Genomic DNA, 21,456 nt, shown 5'->3' on the forward strand with positions numbered 1-21,456 from the left:
CCCTCCCCTTACGGGGTCACAGTAGCCGATCAGGCGAGCCGGTCCAGCGCCGCCCTCAGCCTTTCCGCCTCAGCGGCTTTTTCCGCATGATCCTCACGCGCCTTCGCCACCGCCTCGGGTTTCGCCCTTTCAACGAAACTCGGATTGGACAGCCGGCCGGACAAGGAGTCGCGCTCCTTCTCCGCACTGGCGAGCGCCTTGGCGAGACGAGCTTGCTCCGCACCGATGTCGATGACGCCCTCCAGCGGCAGGATGAACGTCGCCTCATCGACAACGACCTGCGCCGCTCCACCCTCGACGGCGGCGCCAAAGGACAGGCTTTCAACCCGGCCAAGGCGGGCTAGCGCCGCGCCCTGTCGGTCGATACGGCGGCGGGTCTCCTCCGAAGCATCACGCGCAATGACGCGCAGCTTGGCCCCCGGTGGCACGTTCAGCTCGGTGCGCGCAGTGCGCATCGCGCTGATCAGACGGATGAGCCAATCGATCTCCGCCTGCGCTTGCGCATCGACGGCGTAGAGCGCCTGGGGCCAGCGCGCGACAATCAGCGCGCTCTCCCGCTCGCCGGTGAGATTCCATAACTCCTCGGTAATGAAGGGCATGAAGGGATGCAGCATGACCAATATCTGGTCGAACGCCCAACCCGCGGCAGCACGGGTTTCTTCGTCCATCGAGCCCTTGGTCAACTCGATATACCAGTCGCAGAATTGGTCCCAGACGAAGTGGTAGATGGCGTTGGCCGCCGCGTCGAAGCGCAGTTCGGCCATGGCGGTGTCTATCGCCTGCACGGTCGCAACCGTCTCGGCAATGATCCAGCGATTGACCGGCGCTTCGGCATGAGGCGCTTCGTGCGTTGTCGAAGCCGTGACGCCGTTGGATTGCAGGAAGCGCGCCGCGTTCCACAGCTTGGTCGCGAAGTTGCGATAGCCCTCGACCCGCTTCTCATCCATCTTAACGTCGCGGCCCTGGCTTTCCATGGCGCTCATGAAGAACCGCAGCGCGTCGGCGCCGAACTTGTCGATCAGGCCGAGCGGATCGACGACATTGCCCTTGGACTTGGACATTTTCTGCCCGTCCGCCGCGCGTACCAGCCCATGCAGGTAAAGCTTGCGCCACGGCACATCGCCCATGAACTCCAGCCCCTGCATCGCCATGCGCGCGTCCCAGAAGAACAGGATGTCAAAGCCGGAGATCAGCAGATCGTTTGGATAATGACGCTTGAGCGTTTCGGTCTGCTCAGGCCAGCCAAGCGTACCGAAGGGCCAGAGCGCCGAGGAGAACCAAGTGTCGAGCACATCCGGGTCGCGGGTCAGCTTCTTGTTACCGGCGAGGGCTTGCGCCTCCTCCTCGCTTTCAGCGACGTAGGGATTGCCGTCTTCGTCATACCAAGCGGGAATCTGATGCCCCCACCACAGTTGGCGCGACACGCACCAGGGTTGGATATTCTCCATCCAGTTGAAGAAGGTCTTTTCCCACGTCTTGGGCACGATCTCGATCCGCCCGTCGCGCACGGCCTGCATCGGCGCGATGCTCAGCTTTTCGGCATCGACATACCATTGATCGGTCAGCCATGGTTCAATCACCACCCCCGAACGGTCGCCAAAGGGCGTCTGGATGGTCCGCGGCTCGGCATCGGCCTCGATTTCCTCACCTTCCTTGTTCTTCGTGACATATGGAACAAGCAGGCCCAGCGCCTTCATCTCAGCGACGACCAACTCACGCGCGCCATCGACGCCATCGCGGCGGAAGCGGTGCAGACCCAGGAAACGGTCGGGGATAAGTCCGTCAGCGCTCTGGATAACATTGGCGTCGGCATCGAACATGTTGAGCATGTCGGCCGCCTTGAAGCCCGCCCGTTTGCCCACTTCAAAGTCGTTGAAGTCGTGCCCCGGCGTAATCTTGACCGCGCCCGATCCGAGTTCAGGATCAGCATAATCATCCGCGACCACCTTGAACCGGCGGCCAGTAATCGGCTGAAGGATATCCTTGCCGATGACATCCTTGTAGCGAGGATCTTCGGGATGCACGGCGACCGCCATGTCCGCCAGCATCGTCTCCGGCCGAGTGGTCGCAACGACGATATGATCTGCTCCGTTCGCCAGCTTGACGCCATCGGCCAGCGGATAACGGAAATGCCAGAAGCCGCCTTTTACTTCCTTTGTCTCCACCTCCAGATCCGAGATGGCAGACCGGAAATGCGGGTCCCAATTCACCAAGCGCTTGTCGCGATAGAGCAGCCCCCGTTTGTGCAACTCTACGAAGACCTTCAACACAGCCTTCGAAAAGCCCTCATCCATGGTGAAGCGCTCATTGGCCCAATCCATCGAACAGCCAAGACGCCGCAGCTGGCGTGTGATCGCGCCGCCGCTTTCCGCCTTCCATTTCCAGACCTTGGCGACGAAGTCATCGCGCGAGAAATCGGTGCGCTTCTGTCCGACAGCGTTCAACTGCCGCTCCACCACCATCTGGGTCGCGATGCCCGCATGGTCGGTGCCAACCACCCACAGCGCATCCTTGCCGCGCAACCGCTCGTAACGGATCACGATGTCCTGCAGCGTATTGTCGAGGGCATGCCCAATATGCAGGCTGCCCGTCACGTTCGGCGGCGGGTTGACGATCGTGAAGGGCTCAGCGCCGGGCCGCTCCGGCCGGAACAGGCCCTTGCTTTCCCAATGGGCGTACCAGCGGGATTCGATTTCGGCGGGGTCGAAGGTTTTAGGCAATTCGGTCATGGAAAGGCGCCTTAATGCCCCTTCCCTGACCATTCCAGCGCTTTTACCGCTTCATCCAGCGGTCGAACCAAGCGTCAAAGCAAGTCATGACGATCGGTTTCGGCCCGCGCCCGATCAGCGGGCAGTGATCCGGGCGATTTCCTTGGCGACCATATCTTCGACCAGCGCGGGCAGGCGCGCGTCGAGCCACTCCTTGAGCATCGGCTTCAACATCGCGCGGACTAGCCCGTCCAATGTGTTATCCTCGCCATCTTTGGGTGTCACCAGCATGGAAGACAAGGTGGACAGGGAATGACGCGCCGCGACCTCGCTTTCGACCGAAAGAATGGAGTTATCCTCCACCGCCGCTTCGATCCGGGGTGCACGAGACGTCTTATGGGCAGGCATCGGCTCCTCCGCTCCAACCTCGTCAGTCAGTTCCAGCACTTCTTCCACCGCCGGATCGGTGGTTTCTGCTGCCTGCTTGGGCGCAGCGTCGGACTTGCCGCGGCGCGACACAGGCTGCACGGCCTCCTCGCCTTCCTCCGCAATGATGCGCTTGATGGACGAGAGAATGTCCTCCATCGAGGGTTCCTTGCTCATGTCGCCCATGAATGTCCCTGTTAACCTAAGGTTGTTGCCCCAACCCAGCAGGCACATTGGCATTTTGTACAGGCGTGTCAACGGTTCGCGTTGCTTGGGGCTTGGGCGCGGGGTCGAAATCCCAATCGAACCACTTGCCTTTGACCCGGTCGTAATTAACCATGGGGTTATAAAGCGCGCCCGTTTCCAGGCTTAGGTCGTCCGCTTCCGCGTGCCCCATGGCGGCGAGCAGGCTGAAGCCCGCGACATAGGCATTGCGGCGCGCCGAAACCAACTGAACCTTGGCGTTCAGCGCTTCCTGCTCGGCATTCAATATGTCGATGATGGTGCGGCTGCCGACCGAATTTTCGGCGCGCACGCCTTCCAACGATAAATTGGCGGCTTCCACCGCTTTCTGGTTGGATTCGATGCTTTGCAGAGATGCCTGCCAGCTTGCATAGGCGGAGCGGGTCTGAGCGATGATGCCGCGTTCGACCTCGATTTCCTGTTCGATCGCTTGCGATTCCAGCGCCTGGTTCTGGCGCACCTGCGCGCCGGGACGGCCACCCTGATAGAGCGGCAGACGCAGCGTTGCGCCCGCTACCACCTGCTTGTTGGTCTGCGACGGATCGGGATTGCCCGCCTCATGCAGCGATCCCAGATAATGGGTATAGCTGCCCTGCGCGAAACCGGACAGCGTCGGCAGGACGCCTGCCTTCGCGACCCTCACGTCATACCGCGCCGCCTCCCGCAGCTTGCGCGCGGCGATAATGTCGGGATTGTCGGCAAGCGCCACCTGCACAGCCGTTTCTGGGGACGCAGGCAGGCCGGGCAATGGCGGGGGCGGCTGCAGGTCATCGGGCGCAGCGCCAACCAGAGCGATGTAATTTTCCCGGCTGGTGATGAGGTTGGCCCGGGCCGTCTGCAGGTCCGATCGGGCAAGCGCCAGCCGCGACTCGGACTGGGCAACGTCAGTGCGGGTCAGATCGCCCACCTCGAACCGGTCGCTGGACGCCTGAAGGTTGACCTCCAGCGCATTCACATTGCCCATATTGAAGGAGACGATGGCGCTGTCCCGGATAACGTCCATATAGGCCGCGACGATCTGGGAGAAGATCGACGCTTCTGTCCCGCGCAGATTGGCCTGCCCCGCTTCGACGCGGACCTTTGCCGCCTTGACCCCGTTGCGCACCGCGCCGCCCTGATAGATGGGCACGCTGACGTTGGCGGTCCCCGCCAGCGACCGGTCGGGCGCCAGGAAGGAGCGTGCCGGTTTGACGATCAGTTCCTGAAACTCTGCGGTAGTGCCTACGGCGGGACGGCCATCGGCCTTGCGAAGCGGCACATTTTCATCCGTTGCGCGCTGCTGCGCACGCGTACCGGTGAGGGTGGGATTGGATCGATAGGCTTTGGCGAGCGCACCCTGGAGGGTCTCCGCGCTTGCCATGCCAGCGTTAAGGAGCAGCAAAACCGTGGCGGCGGAGTACCGAAGAAACACCTGCTTCGCTGTCATGACCCCCCCGGCCTGTTAAAAAACAAAACGCTCCGGCGCAGAAAAACCGGGCAGCACCACCATCTCCAGATCGGCAAGGCTTGCAAGGCCCAGCACTCCCGAAATTACGCGCCCGCTGCACAGGCGTGTGACGCCGCGCTCCACCAGACCCGTCACGACCCGCGCGCCATCGGCAAGTTGCTGAACGAGCGCGGCGGGCACTTCCTCCACGGCCCCGTCGATGAACAGCAGGTCATATGGCGCGCCTTCAGGAGCGCCCGCGGCGAGCGCACCGCGCACGACTTCGGCAGCGCCGTCCAGAAGCTGCGGCCCGTCTTCGGCCTCCACCGCCGTCACCTTCGCGCCCAGCGCTGTCAGGAGCGCCGCGCTATATCCTGTCGCAGCCCCGATGAGCAGGACGCGATCGCCCTCCTCAACCCGGCCTTCCTTGAGCAAGCGCCCAGTCGCCAAGGGAGGATTAAGCGCGCGGCCGTTCGAAAGCGGAACCGCGCGGTCGATATAGGCCATCGCCCGGCGCTCGGCGGGTACAAAATCTTCCCGCGGCACCTTTGCCATCGCCGCGATTACGCGCTGGTCATCGACATCGCTGGTACGAAGCTGGCTTTCGACCATGGCGGCCCGCATCGATGAAAAATTCTGCTCGGTCACGACACTTCCTCGATTGGCACAACTGTATTGGGAAGGCAACACAGTGCTGACGTTAACGGACCTCTAAATCACGGGGCTTGCAACGCCAAGCGGCTTTCCGCGCCCATGAGCGAGAATCTTGAAGGGGAGCGCCACCCGCGTGCTTGACTTTGAAACAAAAGCCTCACATTTGCGGCGTCCCACATGCGCAAGGCCCGATGGCGGAGTGGTGACGCAGCGGACTGCAAATCCGTATACGCCGGTTCGATTCCGGCTCGGGCCTCCAAGCGCGCCTTTGATCAGCATTCATGCGATCAGGCGCCAGCCGACCACCGCCAGAATAACCGCCAGCAGCGGCTGAAGCACGCGGTCCGATGCGCGCGTCGCAAGCAGTGAGCCGATGATGATGCCCGGAATTGACCCGAGCAGCAGGTTGAGTAGCAGTCCGGAATTGACGTTCCCGATCCACAAATGCCCCAATCCCGCCACCAGAGTTAGCGGGACGGCATGAACGATATCCGTCGCTACCAGCCTCTGCATGCGCATGCGTATGGGATAGAGCGCCAACAGCAATGTCGCGCCGATCGCCCCAGCACCAACGGAAGTCAGCGTCACCATGCCCCCCAGCAGCGCCCCTGCCGCCACCGTCAGCGCAGGCTGCCAGCGCGTGAAGCTGTCGGCTGTCCCTACGCGCCGCGCCAGCGCCCAGCGGTGGAAACGACCACGGAGCAGCATCGCAACCGCCGTGGCGATCAACACGAACCCAAGGCCCATGGTCACGATGCCGCCCTTGATCTGCTCAACATGCGTCTGCGAAAGAATCAGCAGCATGATCAGGGCGGCAGGCAGGCTACCAAGGCAAAGCCGCTTCACCACCTCATAGTCAGGCCCGCCGTCCGGGCCGCCATGGCGATGATGGATCGTGCCACCCACGGACTTGGTGATGGCCGCAAACCACAAGTCGGTGCCAACCGCCGTCGCGGGCGCGACGCCGAACAACAGGATGAGGATAGGCGCCATCAGTGACCCGCCGCCTACGCCCGTCAGGCCGACCATCAACCCGACGAACAGGCCCGCGATCCCATGCAGCCAATCCATATCATGCCCCCGGCTTCTCGATGCAGGCGACGGCTTACGACCCTGCGCACGGTGCATCCAGCCCTGCCGGAGAGAAATTTTCACCTGCAAAAGAGGCGTATGACCAGATTCGCCGCGCGCGCCGGTCTCGACTTCCCTTCCCGCCCCCGTCTAAAGAGGAGCGATGATGAAGCTGTTCATAGGCAATAAGGCTTATTCGAGTTGGTCGCTGCGCGGTTGGCTCGCTTGCAAGCTGAGCGGTTTGCCGTTCGAGGAAGTCGTGGTTCCGCTCTATGATGAGGTTTGGGAGAAGCGGCGCGAAGGCGATGAGTTCGCGCCGTCCTCGGGTAAGGTGCCGATCCTGTGGGACGGGGACGACACGGTGGTCTGGGACAGCCTGGCGATCATCGAATATCTCAATGAAAAAACGGGTGGCGACAAATTCTGGCCCGCCGACACTGCCGCCCGCGCGATGGCGCGTTCAATGGCGGCGGAAATGCATTCAAGCTTCGCCGCGCTGCGCCGAGAGCACAGCATGAACATCCGTCAGATCTACGCTGCCGTGCCACCCTCCGAAGCGGTTGCCCAGGATATTGCGCGGATTATGCAGCTCTGGGCGCAGGCGCGCGCCCGTTATGGCGGAATCGGCGACTTTCTGTTCGGCGAGTTCAGCGCAGCCGACGTCATGTTCGCGCCGGTCGTGACGCGCTTCATTACCTACCAACTCCCCGTCGCCCGCTTTGCTGACGCCTATATGCAGGCGATCATCGCCCACCCGTGGATGCAGGAATGGATCGGCGGGGCTCAGGCCGAGGAATGGGTCATCGACCGCTTCGAGGCTCCACCGCAAGCGGGGTGAGTTGCTTTACCTCACTCCCCGTCATTCCAGCGAAAGCTGGAATCTGAGAAGACGCCCGACACAGCCTGAGACCTCAGCTTCCGCTGGAGTGATGAATTGTTGGGAGCGGCGTCTTCTCACCTACAACCGACACAAAAATGGGCCGGAGGGACAATGTCCCGCCGGCCCATTTTATTTTTCTGTCGTTCGATCAGCCGACGATTTCGTCCGACTTGAAGAAATAAGCGATTTCGATCGCCGCATTTTCCTCGCTGTCCGAACCATGGACCGAATTGGCTTCGATCGACTCGGCATATTCCTTGCGGATCGTGCCTTCGTCGGCATTGGCGGGGTTGGTAGCGCCCATGATGTCGCGGTTGCGCTTCACGGCGTCTTCGCCTTCCAGAACCTGGACGACGACAGGGCCCGAAATCATGAAGGCGACCAGGTCAGCGAAGAACGGGCGTTCCTTGTGAACGGCGTAGAAGCCTTCGGCCTGCTCGCGGCTCATGCGGATGCGCTTGGATGCGACGACGCGCAGGCCCGCTTCTTCCAGCTTCTTGGTCACGGCGCCGGTCAGATTGCGGCGCGTGGCGTCGGGCTTGATGATCGAAAAGGTGCGGGTCACAGCCATGAGGCTCAAAAGCTCCGGATTGTTGGAATTGGCGCGCCCTTTAGACCGCGCTGTCCCGCACTGCAAGGGGGGGGCGGACAGGTGGAGGCACTTACGGCCCCTGCACCCATTTGCCCTGCTCTTGCCGCCAGAAGCGGGAAGTGACGCCGTCGCGCTTCGAAAGTGAGCGCCAGCTTTCGCGCGCGCCGTCAATGGTGACCGCGTCGAAGAAATAGAAGGCTCGGTCGAAATCCAGCGCTTCCTCACGCCAGAGGCCATCGGCCAGCGCTATATGTCGGGCGCCATTTGCAGGCACGCAATCCTGCGCCAGCAGCACGGGTTGGAGGGATTCCTTCCCCTCCCCCGCACGACCATGGGCGATGAAACTCTCCGGCGGCCCGGCCCATAGTCCCGTGGAAATACGCCCCAGCTGCGCCTCATCCTGCGCCACCACCAATAGCCGCTCCCCTAGCCCCAGGATGCGCGCGGCAATGGCGGGCAGCACCTGATCGACGGAATCGCGGCTCAGCTGGTAGAAATCGACTTGCATCAGCGCTCGAACTTGTCGCTCACGAGCCGGTCGATGAGGCGGACGCCATAGCCGGTCGCGCCCTTGTCCCAGGTCGCGCCGGGCTTGTCGGCCCAGACCATTCCGGCAATGTCGAGATGCGCCCATTTGACGCCTTCATCGACGAAGCGCTTGATGAACTGCGCCGCGGTGATCGATCCGGCGTAGCGCGCGCCCATATTCTTCATGTCGGCGATCGGGCTGTCGATCAGCTTGTTATAGGCGTCGGACAGCGGGAAGCGCCACAATTGGTCCCCGCTCGCCTTGCCTGCGGCGATCAGATCCTCGGCCAGCCCATCGTCATTGGCGAAGATGCCCGCATATTGATCGCCCAACGCGACAATCATAGCGCCGGTCAGCGTTGCAAGATCAATGATAACCTCCGGCGCATAGGTCTTCTGCGCCCAGGTGATGACATCGCACAGCACCAGGCGGCCTTCGGCATCAGTATTGATGACCTCGATCGTCTGACCCGACATGGATGTGACGATGTCGCCCGGCCGCTGCGCGTTGCCGTCGGGCATATTTTCCACCAAGCCGCAGATGCCCACGACGCGCGCCTTCGCCTTGCGGCCCGCAAACGCCTTCACTGCGCCCGCGACCGCACCCGCGCCGCCCATGTCCCACTTCATGTCTTCCATGCCCGCGCCAGGCTTCAGGGAAATGCCGCCCGTATCGAAGGTCACACCCTTCCCGACGAAGACGATGGGCTTGCTTTCCGCTCCGCCGGTGCCGTCCCATTCCATCGCCAGCAGGCGCGGCTCGCGCACCGATCCCTGCGCCACGCCGAGCAGCGCGCCCATACCGAGTTCGGCCATCGCCGCCTTGTCGAGAACGGTGATCTTGACGCCCATCTGTTCAAGATGGCGGCAGCGTTCGACGAAGCTCTCCGGATACAAGATGTTCGCGGGCTCTGACACCAGCTCGCGCGTAAAGGCGACGCCTTCGGCCACGGCGGCCAGCCGCTGCCATTCCGCTTCTGCGCCGTTGGCGACCAGGCTGATCTTGGTGAGCGTCGGCTTCGCCTTTTCCGGCTGCCGGGTACGGTAGGTATCGATCCGCCAAGCGCGCAGCAGAGCACCGAAAGCGAAATGCGCCGCCTTCTCGCCGCTTGCCCCGCCAAAAAATTCTACTGCCGCATGGGTAGCGCCGCTCGTCAGCAGGCGGGCCGTCAGCGCAGCGCCCGCGCGCTCCATATCCGTGTCGGCGCCTGCGCCCGTGCCGACCAGCACCACGCGCAGCACCTTGCCGCCCTCCTCCGCGAAGCTCTCGAAGCTCGCCCCTGCCTCGCCCGTGAATCGCGCCGCCACCGCGCCCGCCGCCAAAGTCGCCGCCGCCGCGACCGGCAGGGCGTCGAAACCGCCCTTGGGCACGGCAAAGACCAGGGTGTCGGCGTCTGGACGCACCGGGCTGAACGCGATTTCCATCGAGGGTCCTTCTTCTTTTCTGATCGTCGAGCGCAAGGAACGCGCCAAGTCAGATAATGTCGCTTGCTCCATCTGGCAAAGCCGTTCGACCGATTTCCGGCAAAAGAAGCGTGACGAAAGATTGCGGCGCAGGCAAAGCAATGCGATAGGCGGGCAACGAAGCGCCCCCGAAGAGGCACGATCCCCTTGCAGATTTTCACCCGTTCCGCGCATCTGAAACATATGCTTGCCGCTGGCGTGGCGCTCGTCTGTATGGGCGCAATGCCCTATGCGGCGGCGCAGGATCTGCAGCAGCCACCGGCCCCTGTCAGCACGCCCGACGCCCCCGTTCCCGCCAGCGACGAGCAGATCGGCTTTGCCGCCGACAGCTTGGAATATGACAGCAACACGGAAATCGTAACGGCCAGCGGCAACGTCCAGTTGCTGCGGCAGGGCAACCGCCTGCGCGCGGACAAGGTGGTCTGGAACCGCACGACCGGACAGGTCGAAGCGCGCGGCAATGTCTCTGCGACCGATCCCGAAGGCAATATCGCCTATGGCGACCGTTTCCAGGTTACCGACACGCTGAAGGACGGCACTGTCGAGAATATGCTGCTGGTGCTGCAGTCCGGCGGTCGGCTGGCGGCGGCCCAGGGCGTGCGCGTGAACGGCGTGTATACGCTCCACAAGGCGGCCTATACCGGCTGCAAGGTGGAGGACAGCCACGGCTGTCCCAAGGAGCCGACCTGGCAGATCAAAGCGGTGAAGGTCGTCTATGATCCGGTCGCCGCTCGGGTCAAATATCGCAACGCCAATATCGAACTGTTCGGCCTGCCGCTGATCCCGCTGCCGGGCTTTTCCCATCCGGTGGGCGATACCGGGGGCTCCGGTTTGCTGGTACCCAATCTCCGGTACGACCGCACCAACGGGCTGGAAGTAGCGCTTCCCTATTATCTGAAGCTCGCCCCCAACCGCGATCTGACGATTACCCCGCACATCTATTCCGAAACGCTGCCGATGCTGGAGGCGAACTTCCGCCATCGTTGGGATCGCGGCGCCTACCAGATCACCGGCTACGCAACCCATGCCAGCCGGTCGGCGGCCAGCAGCACCTTGCCCGGATCGACCACGCCTGCGGGAACGGAAAAAGACTTTCGCGGCTATATCGACGCCAGCGGCGGCATGCAGCTGACGCCGGAATGGAGCATCAACGGATCGATCCGCGTCGCCAGCGACCGCACCTTCCTGCGCCGCTACGACATTAGCCGCGATGACCGGCTGCGGTCGACCCTGGGGGCGCAGCGGATCGGCGAGAACAGCTACTTCTCCATCGCCGGCTGGGCGGTGCAGACGTTGCGCAGCGGCGACCCGCAAGGCCAGACCCCGATCGCCCTTCCCGTCATCGATTATCGTCTCCGTCTGCTCGACCCTTTGCTGGGCGGCCGTATCCAACTGCAAGCCAATAGCCTAGCCATCACCCGCACCGATGGGCAGGATACGCAGCGCGCCTTTGCCGCGTTCGAATGGAACCTGCGCAAGCTGACAGGCATGGGCCAGGAGGTGAACTTCACCACTTATCTGCGCGGCGACGTTTATCACAGCAGCGACAATCTGCTGAACAACATCCCCCGCTATGCTGGTGATCCGGGCTGGAAGGCGCGCGGCATCGCGGCGGCGGCGATGGATGTCCGCTGGCCCTTCATCGGCGAGGCGTTCGGTGGCGTGCAGCGTATCGCCCCGCGCGTTCAGATCGTCGCAGCGCCTCGGCTCGCCAACCTGTCCGTCCCCAATGAGGACGCCCGCGCGATCGATCTGGAGGACAGCAACCTCTTCGCACTCAATCGTTTCGCGGGCTATGACCGGTTCGAGGATTCAAGTCGCATCACCTACGGCCTGGAATATAACCTCTCACTGCCCGGCTTCTCGCTCGACACGGTGGTGGGGCAAAGCTATCGGCTCGACAATCGCGAAAGCATCCTGCCCGACGGCACCGGATTGTCGGACCGCATGTCCGATATCGTCGGCCGTACAACCGTGCGCTACAAGGATTTCGTCAGCCTCATTCACCGCTTCCGTCTCGACAAGGATGGCCTGTCCGTGCGGCGCAATGAGGTTGATGCCACCATCGGCAGTCGCAAAACCTATGCAATGGTGGGCTATCTGCGTCTGAACCGCAACGCCGCGACCGGCTTGGAGGATCTTCAGGACCGCGAGGAACTGCGGCTGGGCGGCCGCGTCCAGTTTGCCCGCTTCTGGTCCGTCTTCGGCTCGACTGTTGTCGATTTGACCGATGGGAAGGAAGATCCGCTGAGCGTTGCCGACGGCTATGAACCCGTCCGTCACCGGCTTGGCGTCGCCTATGAGGATGACTGCCTGACGCTGGGCCTCACCTGGCGGCGCGACTATCTGGCGGCCGGCGACGCGCGAAAGGGCAACAGCTTCCAACTACGGCTGGCTTTTCGGAATATCGGCATATAAGGATCAGCCTTCCCGCCCTTCCGCTCAGGACCGGTTAAGGCGGATCGGCGCATCAGCGCCGGACCGTATTGGAGAGTTTTGCCGACGATGCAGCCTGTCGTTTCCCCGTCTTACCGCCTTGGCCAGTCCTTCCGGACCAGCGTGCGCGCCCTGCTTCTGTCCTCGATCCTGCTCGGGTCCAGCGTCAATCATGTCGCGGCCCAGACCGTCGGCGATGATGACAAGGTCGCGACGCAGCAGCTCAATCTGCCCAAGGACGTGACCATCTTTGGCAAGAGTGATCCTAATGTTCGCAAGGCGACAGCGATCGTCAACGGCCGCATCATCACCGGCACCGATGTCGATCAGCGCCTCGCGCTTATCATCACCGCCAATGGCGGCAAGGTGTCGGCGGAGGAAAAGGAGCGGCTACGCGTCCAGGTGCTGCGCAACCTAATCGACGAAACGCTGCAGATTCAGGAGGCCGCCGCCCACGACATCAAAGTCGACAAGGCGGAGATCGACCAGAGCTATGAGCGCGTCGCGGCGAATTTCCGCCAATCCCCCGCGCAATTCGACCAATATCTGCGTACGCAGGGCAGCGCGCCCGCCAGCATCCGGCGGCAGATCGAAGGCGAACTGGCCTGGAGCCGCCTGCTCCGCCGCAACATCCAACCCTTCGTCAATGTGTCCGCCGACGAAGTGAAGTCGGTCGTCGATCGCATGAACGCTGCCAAGGGTAGCGACGAATATCGCATCGGCGAAATCTACCTGTCGGCCACCCCTGAAAATCAGGCGCAGATTGTCGCCAACGCCCGCAATATCATCGAGCAGATCAAGCAGGGCGGCAGCTTCGCGGCCTACGCACGGCAATTCTCCGAAGCATCGACCGCAGCGGTGGGCGGTGACCTTGGCTGGGTTCGCCCAGGCCAGTTGCCCGATGAGCTGGCCAAGGCGGCGACCGAGATGCAGGTCGGCCAGATTGCTGGCCCCATACCGGTTCCGGGCGGCGTCTCGCTCATCTATGTCATGGACAAGCGCAAAGTGCTGACGGCCGATCCGCGTGACGCGCTGCTCAGCCTCAAGCAGCTGTCGATCAGCTTCCCTGCCGGCACTACGAAGGAACAGGCAAGCAGCCGGGCGGCGGCCTTCGCTGCGCAGACCAAGTCGATTAAGGGATGCGGCCAGGCCAATGAACTGGGCGGCAAGGTCGGCGCTGATGTAGTCGATAATGACAATGTGAAGGTGCGCGACCTTCCCCCTCAGTTGCAGGACATCCTGTTGGGCCTGCAGGTCGGGCAGGCCACGCCGCCATTCGGGTCGATCAATGATGGCGTGCGCGTACTGGTCGTTTGCGGCCGTGACGAGGCGAGCGGAGCAGCCGCGCCCAATGCCGAGCAGATCATGGCGCAGTTGGAGGAAGAGCGGGTCAACAAACGTGCGCGCATCTACCTGCGCGATCTTCGTCGCGATGCCGTCATCGACTATAACTGATCCCGCCTCGGCTCGTCCGGAGCTGGCACCTTTCGCGGTGCCGCTCGGCGACCCGGCGGGAATCGGACCTGAAATCGTCGCGAAAAGTTGGGTTATGCGCGAAGCGCGCGGACTGCCCGTTTTCTTCGCCGTTGGGGATGCGGCATCGCTGCGCCGCGTCTGGCAAGGGCCCGTCGCGCCCATCGCTACGCCTGAAGAAGCGGCAGAGCTTTTCGACACCGCCCTGCCCTGCCTTCAAGTCGCCGATGCTGGCGAGATCGTGCCGGGAACGCCAAGCATCGATGGCGCGCGCACCGCCTTCCAGGCACTGGAAGCTGCCGTGGGCCTGGCGCGGACAGGATCGGCGGCAGGGATCGTGACAGCCCCTGTCGGCAAGGAACAGCTATATGGCGTCGGCTTCACCCACCCCGGCCAGACGGAGTTCGTGGCGGAACGCTGCGGCGTAGCGCCGCATAATGCCGTGATGATGCTCGCCGGCCCGACACTGAAAGTCGTGCCGGTCACCATTCACATTCCGCTTGCCGAGGTGCCGTCCGTTTTGACGATCGACCTCATCCGGGCGCGAGCAATCACCACGGTGAAGGGGCTGCAACGCAATTTCGGCCTGCCCCGCCCGCGCATCGTCGTCGCCGGGCTCAACCCCCACGCAGGAGAAGGCGGGGCGCTGGGCCGCGAGGAAATAGAGATTATCGGGCCCGCGATCGAATCGCTGCGCGAGGAAGGCATGGACATTGTCGGCCCCCTGTCCGCCGATGGACTGTTCCATACCCGCGCGCGCGAAACCTACGATGCGGTGCTGTGCATGTATCATGATCAAGCGCTGATCCCCTTGAAGACGCTGCATTTCGATGAGGGCGTCAACATCACGCTCGGCCTGCCGATCGTCCGCACCTCACCCGATCATGGCACGGCCTTCGGCATTGCCGGGACCGACAGCGCCAATCCCGGCGCGATGATGGCGGCCCTTAAGATGGCGGCGGAAGCAGCCCGGTCGCGGCTTACCTATGGGAACTGAAGCACGGCCGATCTTGCCACCGCTGCGTGAAGTCATCGCCGCGCACGGTCTGCAGGCGAGCAAGGCGTTGGGGCAGAACTTCCTGTTGGACGAGCAACTGCTCGACCGCATCGCCGCCATTCCCGGATCGCTCAAGGATCAGCCCGCCTTCGAAGTCGGTCCCGGCCCCGGCGGCCTGACTCGCGCGATCCTGCGAGCGGGCGCGCGGCTGGTCGCCGTTGAACGGGACAATCGCTGCCTTCCCGCGCTCGCCGAGTTGTCCGATGCCTTTCCAGGGCAGCTGCGCGTCATATCCGGCGACGCCATGCAGGTGGATGCGCGTGCGGAGGCAGGCGAGAAGGCCCATATCATCGCCAATCTGCCCTATAATGTTGGGACGGCGCTGCTGATCGGCTGGCTTTCGGCGGATTGGGAACCGCTAACCTGGTGGTCGTCCCTCACCCTCATGTTCCAGATGGAGGTAGCCGAGCGTATCGTCGCAAAGCCTAACGGCGACCATTATGGCCGCCTGGCCGTCCTGTCCCAATGGCGCAGCGACGCCCGCATCGCGATGAAGGTTCACCGCAGCGCCTTCACCCCGCCGCCCAAGGTCATGTCGGCCGTAGTCCACATAACCCCCAAGCCAGCACCCGAAGCTGTGCAGCTCAAGCATCTCGAACGCCTCACCGCAGCCGCCTTCGGTCAACGCCGTAAGATGCTGCGGCAAAGCCTGAAGGGTCTGCCGGGCGCTCTTGAGGCGCTTGAGACCGTCGGCATCGATCCGCAACGACGCGCGGAAACGGTCAGTGTGGAAGAGTTCGTCGAACTCGCGCGGGTGATCGGGCGGTAGCAGCCCGAATCCTTCCTTTATGCGCACGGATTGGAAACAAGTTCTCCAGCCCTTTCCGCTCCATGGCCTACCCAAAAACAGGCCGGATAATGCAGAAGAACTTAGGGCGTCTCAGTCACCGGAACCTTCGGCACCGCCACGCCTTCCTTCGCGCTCAGCACCGTCGCAGGCGGGCCCTTCTCGATCGCTGCAGCCAGCTTGCCCACGGCAGCGCAGTCCGACTTGCAGGCATTCCGAGCCTGGACAAGATTCTCCTTCGCCTTCGCGATAGCGCCCTTTTCCACCATCGCTTCACCCTGGCCGACCAATGCGCCCACATCGGACGGATCGAGCAGCAGCGCCTCGCGATAGAGGCGTATCGCCTTGCCCTGCAGCCCCTGTGCGCGCGCGACTTCGGCGAGTTCGACATAGGCTGTGCGGTTGCGCGGATCGACCGCCAGAGCCGTCTCCAGCGCATCATTTGCCCCTTCGAAATTGCCGGCCTTGCGCGCGGCCACGCCGGCATGCTGCCATTCGATCGACAGGGGTGAAATCTGCGTGTCGGGCCGCTGTGTCAGCCCGACGCTGGACACGGTGGTCAAAAGGGCGGCCAGGGCGATCGAAGCAGGGGTAAAGCGCATGCACAACTCCAGCCATGTTTCAGGCGTTGATTCTGCCCAACTGTCGTCATTTTGGCTGGGCTTGTCCATCGCCTCTTTCATGCCATGCGCCGCAGCCGCGCGAAATAGAAACCATCCGTCGCATCATGACCCGGCGTCAGCAGCCGTCCACCGCTATGATCGCGGCCCTGCTCGATCCGGATCTGCTCGGCTTCCCATCCATGATGCCGATCAAGGAAGCCGCGCACCTGCCCCGCCCCCTCCCGGTCCGTCAGCGCACAGGTCGCGTAGATCAGCGCACCACCCGGCGCGAGGAGCGGCGCGGCAAAATCCAAAATCCGCGCCTGTTCGTGCACCAGCCGATCAAGCCGGGCAGGCGTCAACCGCCAACGCGCCTCGGGATTGCGCCGCCATGTGCCAGTGCCCGAGCAAGGCGCATCGACCAACACGACATCCGCCCGCCCGTTGAGGCTTTCCAGCGCACCCGCCTCATGCCCCTGATCAAGCAGCAGCGTTTCGATGAACGTCGCCCCCGCCCGCTCTGCACGCGGCGCAAGGCGGGCGAGCCGCGATCGGATCGTGTCAGCCGCAATCAGCGTCCCCTCACCCGCCATCGCCGCGGCGAGCGCCAGCGTCTTGCCGCCTGCACCAGCGCACAGGTCGATGACGGTCATGCCGGGTTCTACTGCGCAAGCGGCGGAGATCAGCTGACTCCCGGCATCCTGCACCTCAATCAACCCCTGCTTCCACGCATCGCTCTGCTCGACAGGCCAGCCTTCAGACAGGCGCAGTCCATCCGGCAGTCCATCGATCGCGACAGCGTCGGGGAACAAGGGCGCAACCTTGTCCGGCGTGGCCTTCAGCCGGTTTACACGCAGATCGACGGGCGCCCGGCCCAGCAGTTCCTGTTGTTCGACCGGATTGGCGAGGAGCGGCGCAAGCCATGCAGGCACGGCTCCGCCAGCAGCCCCCGGCTCCTCCGGCGCAATGGGCGCAGGCCCATGGGGCGATCCATCGAACAAAACAGCGATCTCAGCCCGCTCACGCGCAAGGCCGATCATCGCCGCGCGACCGCTCTCCGGACGCTCCGCCGTGCGGCGCACCGCATCATAGACATGATCGCGCACCGCTCGCCGGTCGCGCGATCCGGCGTAGCGTCGTTCCTTGAAGTAGCGCGCTATCAGCGTGTCTGCCGCCGGCCCGCCATCCCGTGCCGAAGCGATGATGGCGTCCAGCAGCTCGACCGCAGCCTGGACGCGAGCGGATGGCGTCATAGCGCGAAAAGCCCCTCCCCTTCAGAGGAGGGGTTGGGGGTGGGGACGCGCCTCAAGCGCGGCGCCCAGCCTTGATCCCCCGGCCCAACCCGGCCGCTGAAAGGAAGGGGCTTAAGGAAGAGATTAACGCGTCGGATAATTGGGAGCCTCTCGCGTAATCGTCACGTCATGCACATGGCTCTCCGAAAGGCCCGCATTGGTGATCTGGACGAAGCGGGCGCGCTCCTGAAGATCCTTGATCGTGCGGCTGCCGGTATAACCCATCGCCGCCTTCACGCCGCCGACCAGTTGATGAATGACATCCTTCGCCGGTCCCTTAAACGGCACCTGGCCCTCAATGCCTTCGGGCACCAGCTTCATCTGGTCCTTGATATCCGCCTGAAAATAGCGGTCCGCCGAGCCACGCGCCATCGCGCCGACGCTGCCCATGCCGCGATAGCTCTTATAGGCGCGGCCCTGGTAGAGGAAGGTTTCGCCCGGCGCTTCGGCCGTGCCCGCCAGCAGCGATCCGACCATGACGCAGCCAGCACCGGCCGCCAGCGCCTTCGCCACGTCGCCCGAGGTGCGCAGGCCACCGTCCGCGATGACTGGAACGCCCTGCTTCGCGGCTTCATTGGCAGCATCCATGACGGCGGTAAGCTGCGGCACGCCCACGCCTGCCACCACGCGGGTGGTGCAGATAGACCCAGGTCCGATGCCGACCTTTACGCAATCCGCCCCCGCGTCGATCAACGCCTTGGTGGCCTCTGCAGTGGCGACATTGCCCGCCACCACTTGGACATGGTTGGACAGGCGCTTCACCGCCTCGACAGCGACGGCGACCTGCTTGCTGTGACCATGCGCCGTGTCGATGACGATCAGGTCGCATTCGGCGTCGATCAGCGCTTCGCTCCGCTCCAGCCCCTTGTCGCCCACGGTCGTCGCCGCCGCGACGCGCAGGCGGCCGGAGCCGTCCTTCGTCGCCTGCGGATAAGTGACCGCCTTCTCGATATCCTTGACGGTGATCAGGCCGACGCAATGATAATCATCGTCCACCACCAACAGCTTCTCGATACGGCGCTGGTGCAGGAGCCGCCTCGCCTCCTCCTGACCCACGCCCGCCTTGACGGTGGCCAGATTGTCCTTGGTCATCAACTCGCTGACCGGCTGAGCCGGATTTTCGGCGAAGCGTACGTCGCGATGGGTGAGGATTCCGACCAGCTTGCCCGAATCCTCGACCACCGGAATGCCGCTGATCCTGTGGCGGTCCATCAGCATCTGCGCATCTGCCAACGTGGCGCGAGGCGTAATGGTGATCGGGTTCACCACCATGCCGCTTTCGAACCGCTTGACCGCCCGGACCGCCGCTGCCTGCTCCTCGATCGAAAGGTTGCGGTGAAGCACGCCGATGCCGCCGAGTTGCGCCATGACAATCGCCATGTCCGCTTCCGTTACCGTATCCATTGCGGAAGACAGGACCGGAATGTTGAGCTTGATCTGCTTGGTTACAAAAGTGCTGGTGTCCGCCTGGCTGGGCAGCACATCGGATTCGCCGGGCTGCAACAGCACGTCGTCAAAGGTGAGGCCGAGGCGGATATCCATGTGAAAGCCACTTTCTGCTGCGCGTGTCGGCGAGGACCGCTGGGGATTCGTGGCGGCCCATGTAACCATTAACCAGCGAAACGGCCAGACCCTTGGGGGCATTTTGTTGGCAAGGTGCGGATCAGCGAGAAGCTAACGCCTGCAAGCCACCTCCGTTCGTGCTGAGCCTGTCGAAGCCCGCGGCCAAAGGTCGAGACGTCTCTTGCCCTTCCGCAGACTCGGGGCAAAGCGGGGTAGAGCGTAAACTCACTGAAAAAGGGCGGAACCTCTCGGCTCCGCCCTCTGTCTCATCCTATCAGATCCCTGCAGGCGAAGGTTCCCCAAACGGCCCCTTGCGCTTGCGCGTATTGGGAATTGAGGAGCCCGCCGCCGGGATCACCGACGGCTTGATCGTCGTCCCGTCGTCGCGAGTAATTTCGCCCTTATCGAGCAGCGTTTTGATCTCTTCACCGCTCAGCGTCTCATATTCGAGCATCGCATTGGCGAGCAGGTGCAGCTGATCCTCATGACCTTTAAGGATTTCCTGAGCCCGCGTATAACCCTGCTCGACCAGGCCGCGAATTTCCTTGTCGATCAGCTTCGCCGTCTCGTCCGACATGTGGACGCGCTGGCTCTGCGAATAGCCGAGGAAGGTTTCGCCCTGCTGCTCTTCATATTGCAGGGGACCCAGCTTGTCGGACATGCCCCATTGCGTGACCATGTCGCGCGCCAGCTTGGTGGCATATTGGATATCGCCCGAAGCGCCCGAGGATACCTTATCATAACCGAAGATGATCTCTTCGGCGACGCGCCCGCCCATGGCGACGGCCATGTTCGCGTGCATCTTGTCACGGTGATAGCTGTAGCTGTCCCGCTCGGGCAGGCGCATCACCATACCCAGCGCACGGCCGCGCGGGATGATCGTCGCCTTGTGGATTGGGTCGGACGCCGGTTCATGGACCGCAACGATGGCATGGCCCGCCTCATGATAAGCGGTCATCTTTTTCTCATCGTCGGTCATGACCATCGAGCGGCGCTCGCTGCCCATCATGACCTTGTCCTTGGCCGCCTCAAACTCGTCCATGGCGACCAGACGCTTGCCCCGCCGCGCCGCCATCAGCGCCGCTTCGTTGACGAGGTTGGCGAGATCAGCGCCCGAGAAACCCGGCGTGCCGCGCGCGATGGTGCGCGGATTGACGTCGGGCGCCAGCGGCACCTTCTTCATATGCACCGCCAGGATCTTCTCGCGGCCCTCGATGTCAGGGCGCGGCACCACGACCTGGCGGTCGAACCGGCCCGGACGCAACAGCGCGGGGTCCAGCACGTCGGGGCGGTTGGTCGCCGCGACGATGATGATGCCCTCATTCGCCTCGAAACCGTCCATCTCAACCAGAAGCTGGTTCAGCGTCTGCTCGCGCTCGTCATTGCCATTGCCCAGGCCCGCGCCGCGATGCCGGCCGACCGCGTCGATTTCGTCGATGAAGACGATGCAGGGCGCGTTCTTCTTGGCCTGTTCGAACATGTCGCGCACGCGGCTCGCGCCGACGCCGACGAACATTTCGACGAAGTCGGAGCCGGAAATGGTGAAGAAGGGCACGCCCGCCTCCCCCGCGATCGCGCGGGCGAGCAGCGTCTTGCCGGTGCCGGGCGAGCCGACCAGCAGCGCGCCCTTGGGAATCTTGCCGCCCAGACGCGCGAACTTCGTCGGGTCCTTCAGGAACTCGACGATTTCCTGCAGTTCCTCGCGCGCTTCGTCGATGCCGGCGACGTCATCGAACGTAACCTTGCCATGCTTTTCGGTAAGCAGCTTGGCCTTGGACTTGCCAAAGCCCATCGCGCCGCCCGCGCCGCCACCCTTCTGCATCTGGCGCAGCACGAAGAAGGCGATGCCCAGGATCAGCAGGAAAGGAAGCGACTGATAGATAAGGATCATCCAGAAGCTGGGCTGTTCCTCGGTCTGGCCGGAATATTTGACATTATAATCGTCGAGCAGGCCAGTCAGGCCCGGATCATTGACAGGCACGGTGTTAAACCGCTGCCCGCTACTCAGTGTGCCGCTGATCTTGTCGGGAGCGATAGCGACGTCCTTAACCTGCCCTTCCTGCACCTTCGAGCGGAATTCGGAATAGGCAATACCGGTGCCCGCCTGCGAAGCGGTCCGGCTGTCGAACATGGAGACGAAGAGTAACAGGGCGATAATGACCCCCGCCCAAATCATCGCGCTCTTGATCCAGGGATTACCCTGCGGGTCCTTCTCGTCGTTCATCATCACTCTCTTTCACCGGGCAAGATAGGA

17 protein-coding genes and 1 tRNA gene are annotated in these 21,456 nt (G+C 63.3%); 6 read left to right on the forward strand and 12 right to left on the reverse strand.

What is annotated here, in order from left to right; all coding sequences use genetic code 11:
* Positions 1-29: 29 nt before the first annotated feature.
* From ACFO3E_RS03735 to ACFO3E_RS03750, 4 genes are all read right to left on the reverse strand, one after another.
* On the reverse strand, positions 30-2,729 hold the full coding sequence (locus tag ACFO3E_RS03735; RefSeq protein WP_380802583.1) for a valine--tRNA ligase: 2,700 nt from the start codon (positions 2,727-2,729) through the stop codon (positions 30-32).
* Positions 2,730-2,843: 114 nt separating this feature from the next.
* On the reverse strand, positions 2,844-3,320 hold the full coding sequence (locus tag ACFO3E_RS03740; RefSeq protein ID WP_066524650.1) for a DUF2497 domain-containing protein: 477 nt from the start codon (positions 3,318-3,320) through the stop codon (positions 2,844-2,846).
* A gap of 16 nt (positions 3,321-3,336) precedes the next feature.
* Positions 3,337-4,803: a TolC family outer membrane protein gene (locus ACFO3E_RS03745; RefSeq protein WP_380802586.1), complete on the reverse strand. Its 1,467-nt coding sequence runs from the start codon at positions 4,801-4,803 to the stop codon at positions 3,337-3,339.
* Between the two features lie 15 nt (positions 4,804-4,818).
* Complete coding sequence (locus ACFO3E_RS03750) at positions 4,819-5,451, reverse strand: protein-L-isoaspartate O-methyltransferase family protein (protein ID WP_380802589.1); 633 nt, start codon at positions 5,449-5,451, stop codon at positions 4,819-4,821.
* Between the two features lie 191 nt (positions 5,452-5,642).
* Here ACFO3E_RS03750 and ACFO3E_RS03755 point away from each other — a divergent pair.
* A tRNA-Cys gene (locus tag ACFO3E_RS03755) sits at positions 5,643-5,716 on the forward strand.
* A 20-nt stretch (positions 5,717-5,736) separates the two neighbouring features.
* On the opposite strand, the gene ACFO3E_RS03760 is transcribed toward ACFO3E_RS03755, so the two are convergent.
* Positions 5,737-6,528 (reverse strand): sulfite exporter TauE/SafE family protein, encoded by a 792-nt coding sequence (locus ACFO3E_RS03760; RefSeq protein ID WP_380802592.1) that lies wholly within the window; start codon positions 6,526-6,528, stop codon positions 5,737-5,739.
* Positions 6,529-6,691: 163 nt separating this feature from the next.
* Between ACFO3E_RS03760 and ACFO3E_RS03765 the strand changes: the two genes are divergently transcribed.
* The gene (locus tag ACFO3E_RS03765) at positions 6,692-7,366 is read left to right on the forward strand and encodes a glutathione S-transferase family protein (RefSeq protein WP_082919541.1); all 675 of its coding nucleotides are present in this window, start codon (positions 6,692-6,694) and stop codon (positions 7,364-7,366) included.
* 190 nt (positions 7,367-7,556) lie between these two features.
* Here ACFO3E_RS03765 and ndk read toward each other — a convergent pair whose 3' ends face one another.
* From ndk to ACFO3E_RS03780, 3 genes are all read right to left on the reverse strand, one after another.
* Positions 7,557-7,979 (reverse strand): nucleoside-diphosphate kinase, encoded by a 423-nt coding sequence (ndk, locus tag ACFO3E_RS03770; RefSeq protein WP_066524658.1) that lies wholly within the window; start codon positions 7,977-7,979, stop codon positions 7,557-7,559.
* Positions 7,980-8,070: 91 nt separating this feature from the next.
* Positions 8,071-8,508 (reverse strand): DNA polymerase III subunit chi, encoded by a 438-nt coding sequence (locus ACFO3E_RS03775; RefSeq protein WP_380802595.1) that lies wholly within the window; start codon positions 8,506-8,508, stop codon positions 8,071-8,073.
* Positions 8,508-9,953 (reverse strand): leucyl aminopeptidase, encoded by a 1,446-nt coding sequence (locus ACFO3E_RS03780; protein ID WP_380802597.1) that lies wholly within the window; start codon positions 9,951-9,953, stop codon positions 8,508-8,510. The genes ACFO3E_RS03775 and ACFO3E_RS03780 overlap by 1 nt, the downstream gene beginning before the upstream one ends.
* A 222-nt stretch (positions 9,954-10,175) precedes the next feature.
* Here ACFO3E_RS03780 and ACFO3E_RS03785 point away from each other — a divergent pair, with 222 nt between their 5' ends.
* From ACFO3E_RS03785 to rsmA, 4 genes are all read left to right on the forward strand, one after another.
* Complete coding sequence (locus ACFO3E_RS03785) at positions 10,176-12,410, forward strand: LPS-assembly protein LptD (protein WP_380802726.1); 2,235 nt, start codon at positions 10,176-10,178, stop codon at positions 12,408-12,410.
* A gap of 87 nt (positions 12,411-12,497) precedes the next feature.
* The gene (locus ACFO3E_RS03790) at positions 12,498-13,883 is read left to right on the forward strand and encodes a peptidylprolyl isomerase (protein ID WP_380802600.1); all 1,386 of its coding nucleotides are present in this window, start codon (positions 12,498-12,500) and stop codon (positions 13,881-13,883) included.
* Positions 13,861-14,898 carry a 4-hydroxythreonine-4-phosphate dehydrogenase PdxA gene (gene pdxA, locus ACFO3E_RS03795; RefSeq protein ID WP_380802728.1) on the forward strand — a complete coding sequence of 346 codons (1,038 nt, stop codon included), beginning with the start codon at positions 13,861-13,863 and terminating at the stop codon, positions 14,896-14,898. Before ACFO3E_RS03790 ends, pdxA begins: the two co-directional genes overlap by 23 nt.
* Positions 14,888-15,727, forward strand: coding sequence for a 16S rRNA (adenine(1518)-N(6)/adenine(1519)-N(6))-dimethyltransferase RsmA (gene rsmA, locus ACFO3E_RS03800; protein ID WP_380802602.1), 840 nt, complete (start codon positions 14,888-14,890; stop codon positions 15,725-15,727). The genes pdxA and rsmA overlap by 11 nt, the downstream gene beginning before the upstream one ends.
* 101 nt (positions 15,728-15,828) lie before the next feature.
* On the opposite strand, the gene ACFO3E_RS03805 is transcribed toward rsmA, so the two are convergent.
* From ACFO3E_RS03805 to ftsH, 4 genes are all read right to left on the reverse strand, one after another.
* Positions 15,829-16,347, reverse strand: a complete 519-nt coding sequence (locus tag ACFO3E_RS03805) for a tetratricopeptide repeat protein (RefSeq protein ID WP_066528649.1) — start codon at positions 16,345-16,347, stop codon at positions 15,829-15,831.
* Positions 16,348-16,424: 77 nt separating this feature from the next.
* Positions 16,425-17,600: an RsmB/NOP family class I SAM-dependent RNA methyltransferase gene (locus ACFO3E_RS03810; RefSeq protein ID WP_380802605.1), complete on the reverse strand. Its 1,176-nt coding sequence runs from the start codon at positions 17,598-17,600 to the stop codon at positions 16,425-16,427.
* A 123-nt stretch (positions 17,601-17,723) separates the two neighbouring features.
* Positions 17,724-19,181 (reverse strand): IMP dehydrogenase, encoded by a 1,458-nt coding sequence (gene guaB, locus ACFO3E_RS03815; protein WP_066524674.1) that lies wholly within the window; start codon positions 19,179-19,181, stop codon positions 17,724-17,726.
* 295 nt (positions 19,182-19,476) lie between these two features.
* On the reverse strand, positions 19,477-21,426 hold the full coding sequence (gene ftsH / locus ACFO3E_RS03820) for an ATP-dependent zinc metalloprotease FtsH (RefSeq protein WP_380802731.1): 1,950 nt from the start codon (positions 21,424-21,426) through the stop codon (positions 19,477-19,479).
* Positions 21,427-21,456: the final 30 nt, after the last annotated feature.

Source organism: Sphingobium tyrosinilyticum, from assembly GCF_042654265.1.
In the GTDB taxonomy this organism is placed as follows: Bacteria; Pseudomonadota; Alphaproteobacteria; order Sphingomonadales; family Sphingomonadaceae; genus Sphingobium; species Sphingobium tyrosinilyticum.

Coding starts and splice junctions, on each gene's coding strand:
- ndk (WP_066524658.1), bottom strand. CDS start 7,979: ATGGCTGTGACCCGCACCTTTTCGATCATCAAGCCCGACGCCACGCGC.
- ACFO3E_RS03785 (WP_380802726.1), top strand. CDS start 10,176: ATGCTTGCCGCTGGCGTGGCGCTCGTCTGTATGGGCGCAATGCCCTAT.
- ACFO3E_RS03740 (WP_066524650.1), bottom strand. CDS start 3,320: ATGGGCGACATGAGCAAGGAACCCTCGATGGAGGACATTCTCTCGTCC.
- ftsH (WP_380802731.1), bottom strand. CDS start 21,426: ATGAACGACGAGAAGGACCCGCAGGGTAATCCCTGGATCAAGAGCGCG.
- ACFO3E_RS03760 (WP_380802592.1), bottom strand. CDS start 6,528: ATGGATTGGCTGCATGGGATCGCGGGCCTGTTCGTCGGGTTGATGGTC.
- ACFO3E_RS03780 (WP_380802597.1), bottom strand. CDS start 9,953: ATGGAAATCGCGTTCAGCCCGGTGCGTCCAGACGCCGACACCCTGGTC.
- rsmA (WP_380802602.1), top strand. CDS start 14,888: ATGGGAACTGAAGCACGGCCGATCTTGCCACCGCTGCGTGAAGTCATC.
- guaB (WP_066524674.1), bottom strand. CDS start 19,181: ATGGATATCCGCCTCGGCCTCACCTTTGACGACGTGCTGTTGCAGCCC.
- pdxA (WP_380802728.1), top strand. CDS start 13,861: ATGCCGTCATCGACTATAACTGATCCCGCCTCGGCTCGTCCGGAGCTG.
- ACFO3E_RS03775 (WP_380802595.1), bottom strand. CDS start 8,508: ATGCAAGTCGATTTCTACCAGCTGAGCCGCGATTCCGTCGATCAGGTG.
- ACFO3E_RS03810 (WP_380802605.1), bottom strand. CDS start 17,600: ATGACGCCATCCGCTCGCGTCCAGGCTGCGGTCGAGCTGCTGGACGCC.
- ACFO3E_RS03765 (WP_082919541.1), top strand. CDS start 6,692: ATGATGAAGCTGTTCATAGGCAATAAGGCTTATTCGAGTTGGTCGCTG.
- ACFO3E_RS03805 (WP_066528649.1), bottom strand. CDS start 16,347: ATGCGCTTTACCCCTGCTTCGATCGCCCTGGCCGCCCTTTTGACCACC.
- ACFO3E_RS03790 (WP_380802600.1), top strand. CDS start 12,498: ATGCAGCCTGTCGTTTCCCCGTCTTACCGCCTTGGCCAGTCCTTCCGG.
- ACFO3E_RS03735 (WP_380802583.1), bottom strand. CDS start 2,729: ATGACCGAATTGCCTAAAACCTTCGACCCCGCCGAAATCGAATCCCGC.
- ACFO3E_RS03745 (WP_380802586.1), bottom strand. CDS start 4,803: ATGACAGCGAAGCAGGTGTTTCTTCGGTACTCCGCCGCCACGGTTTTG.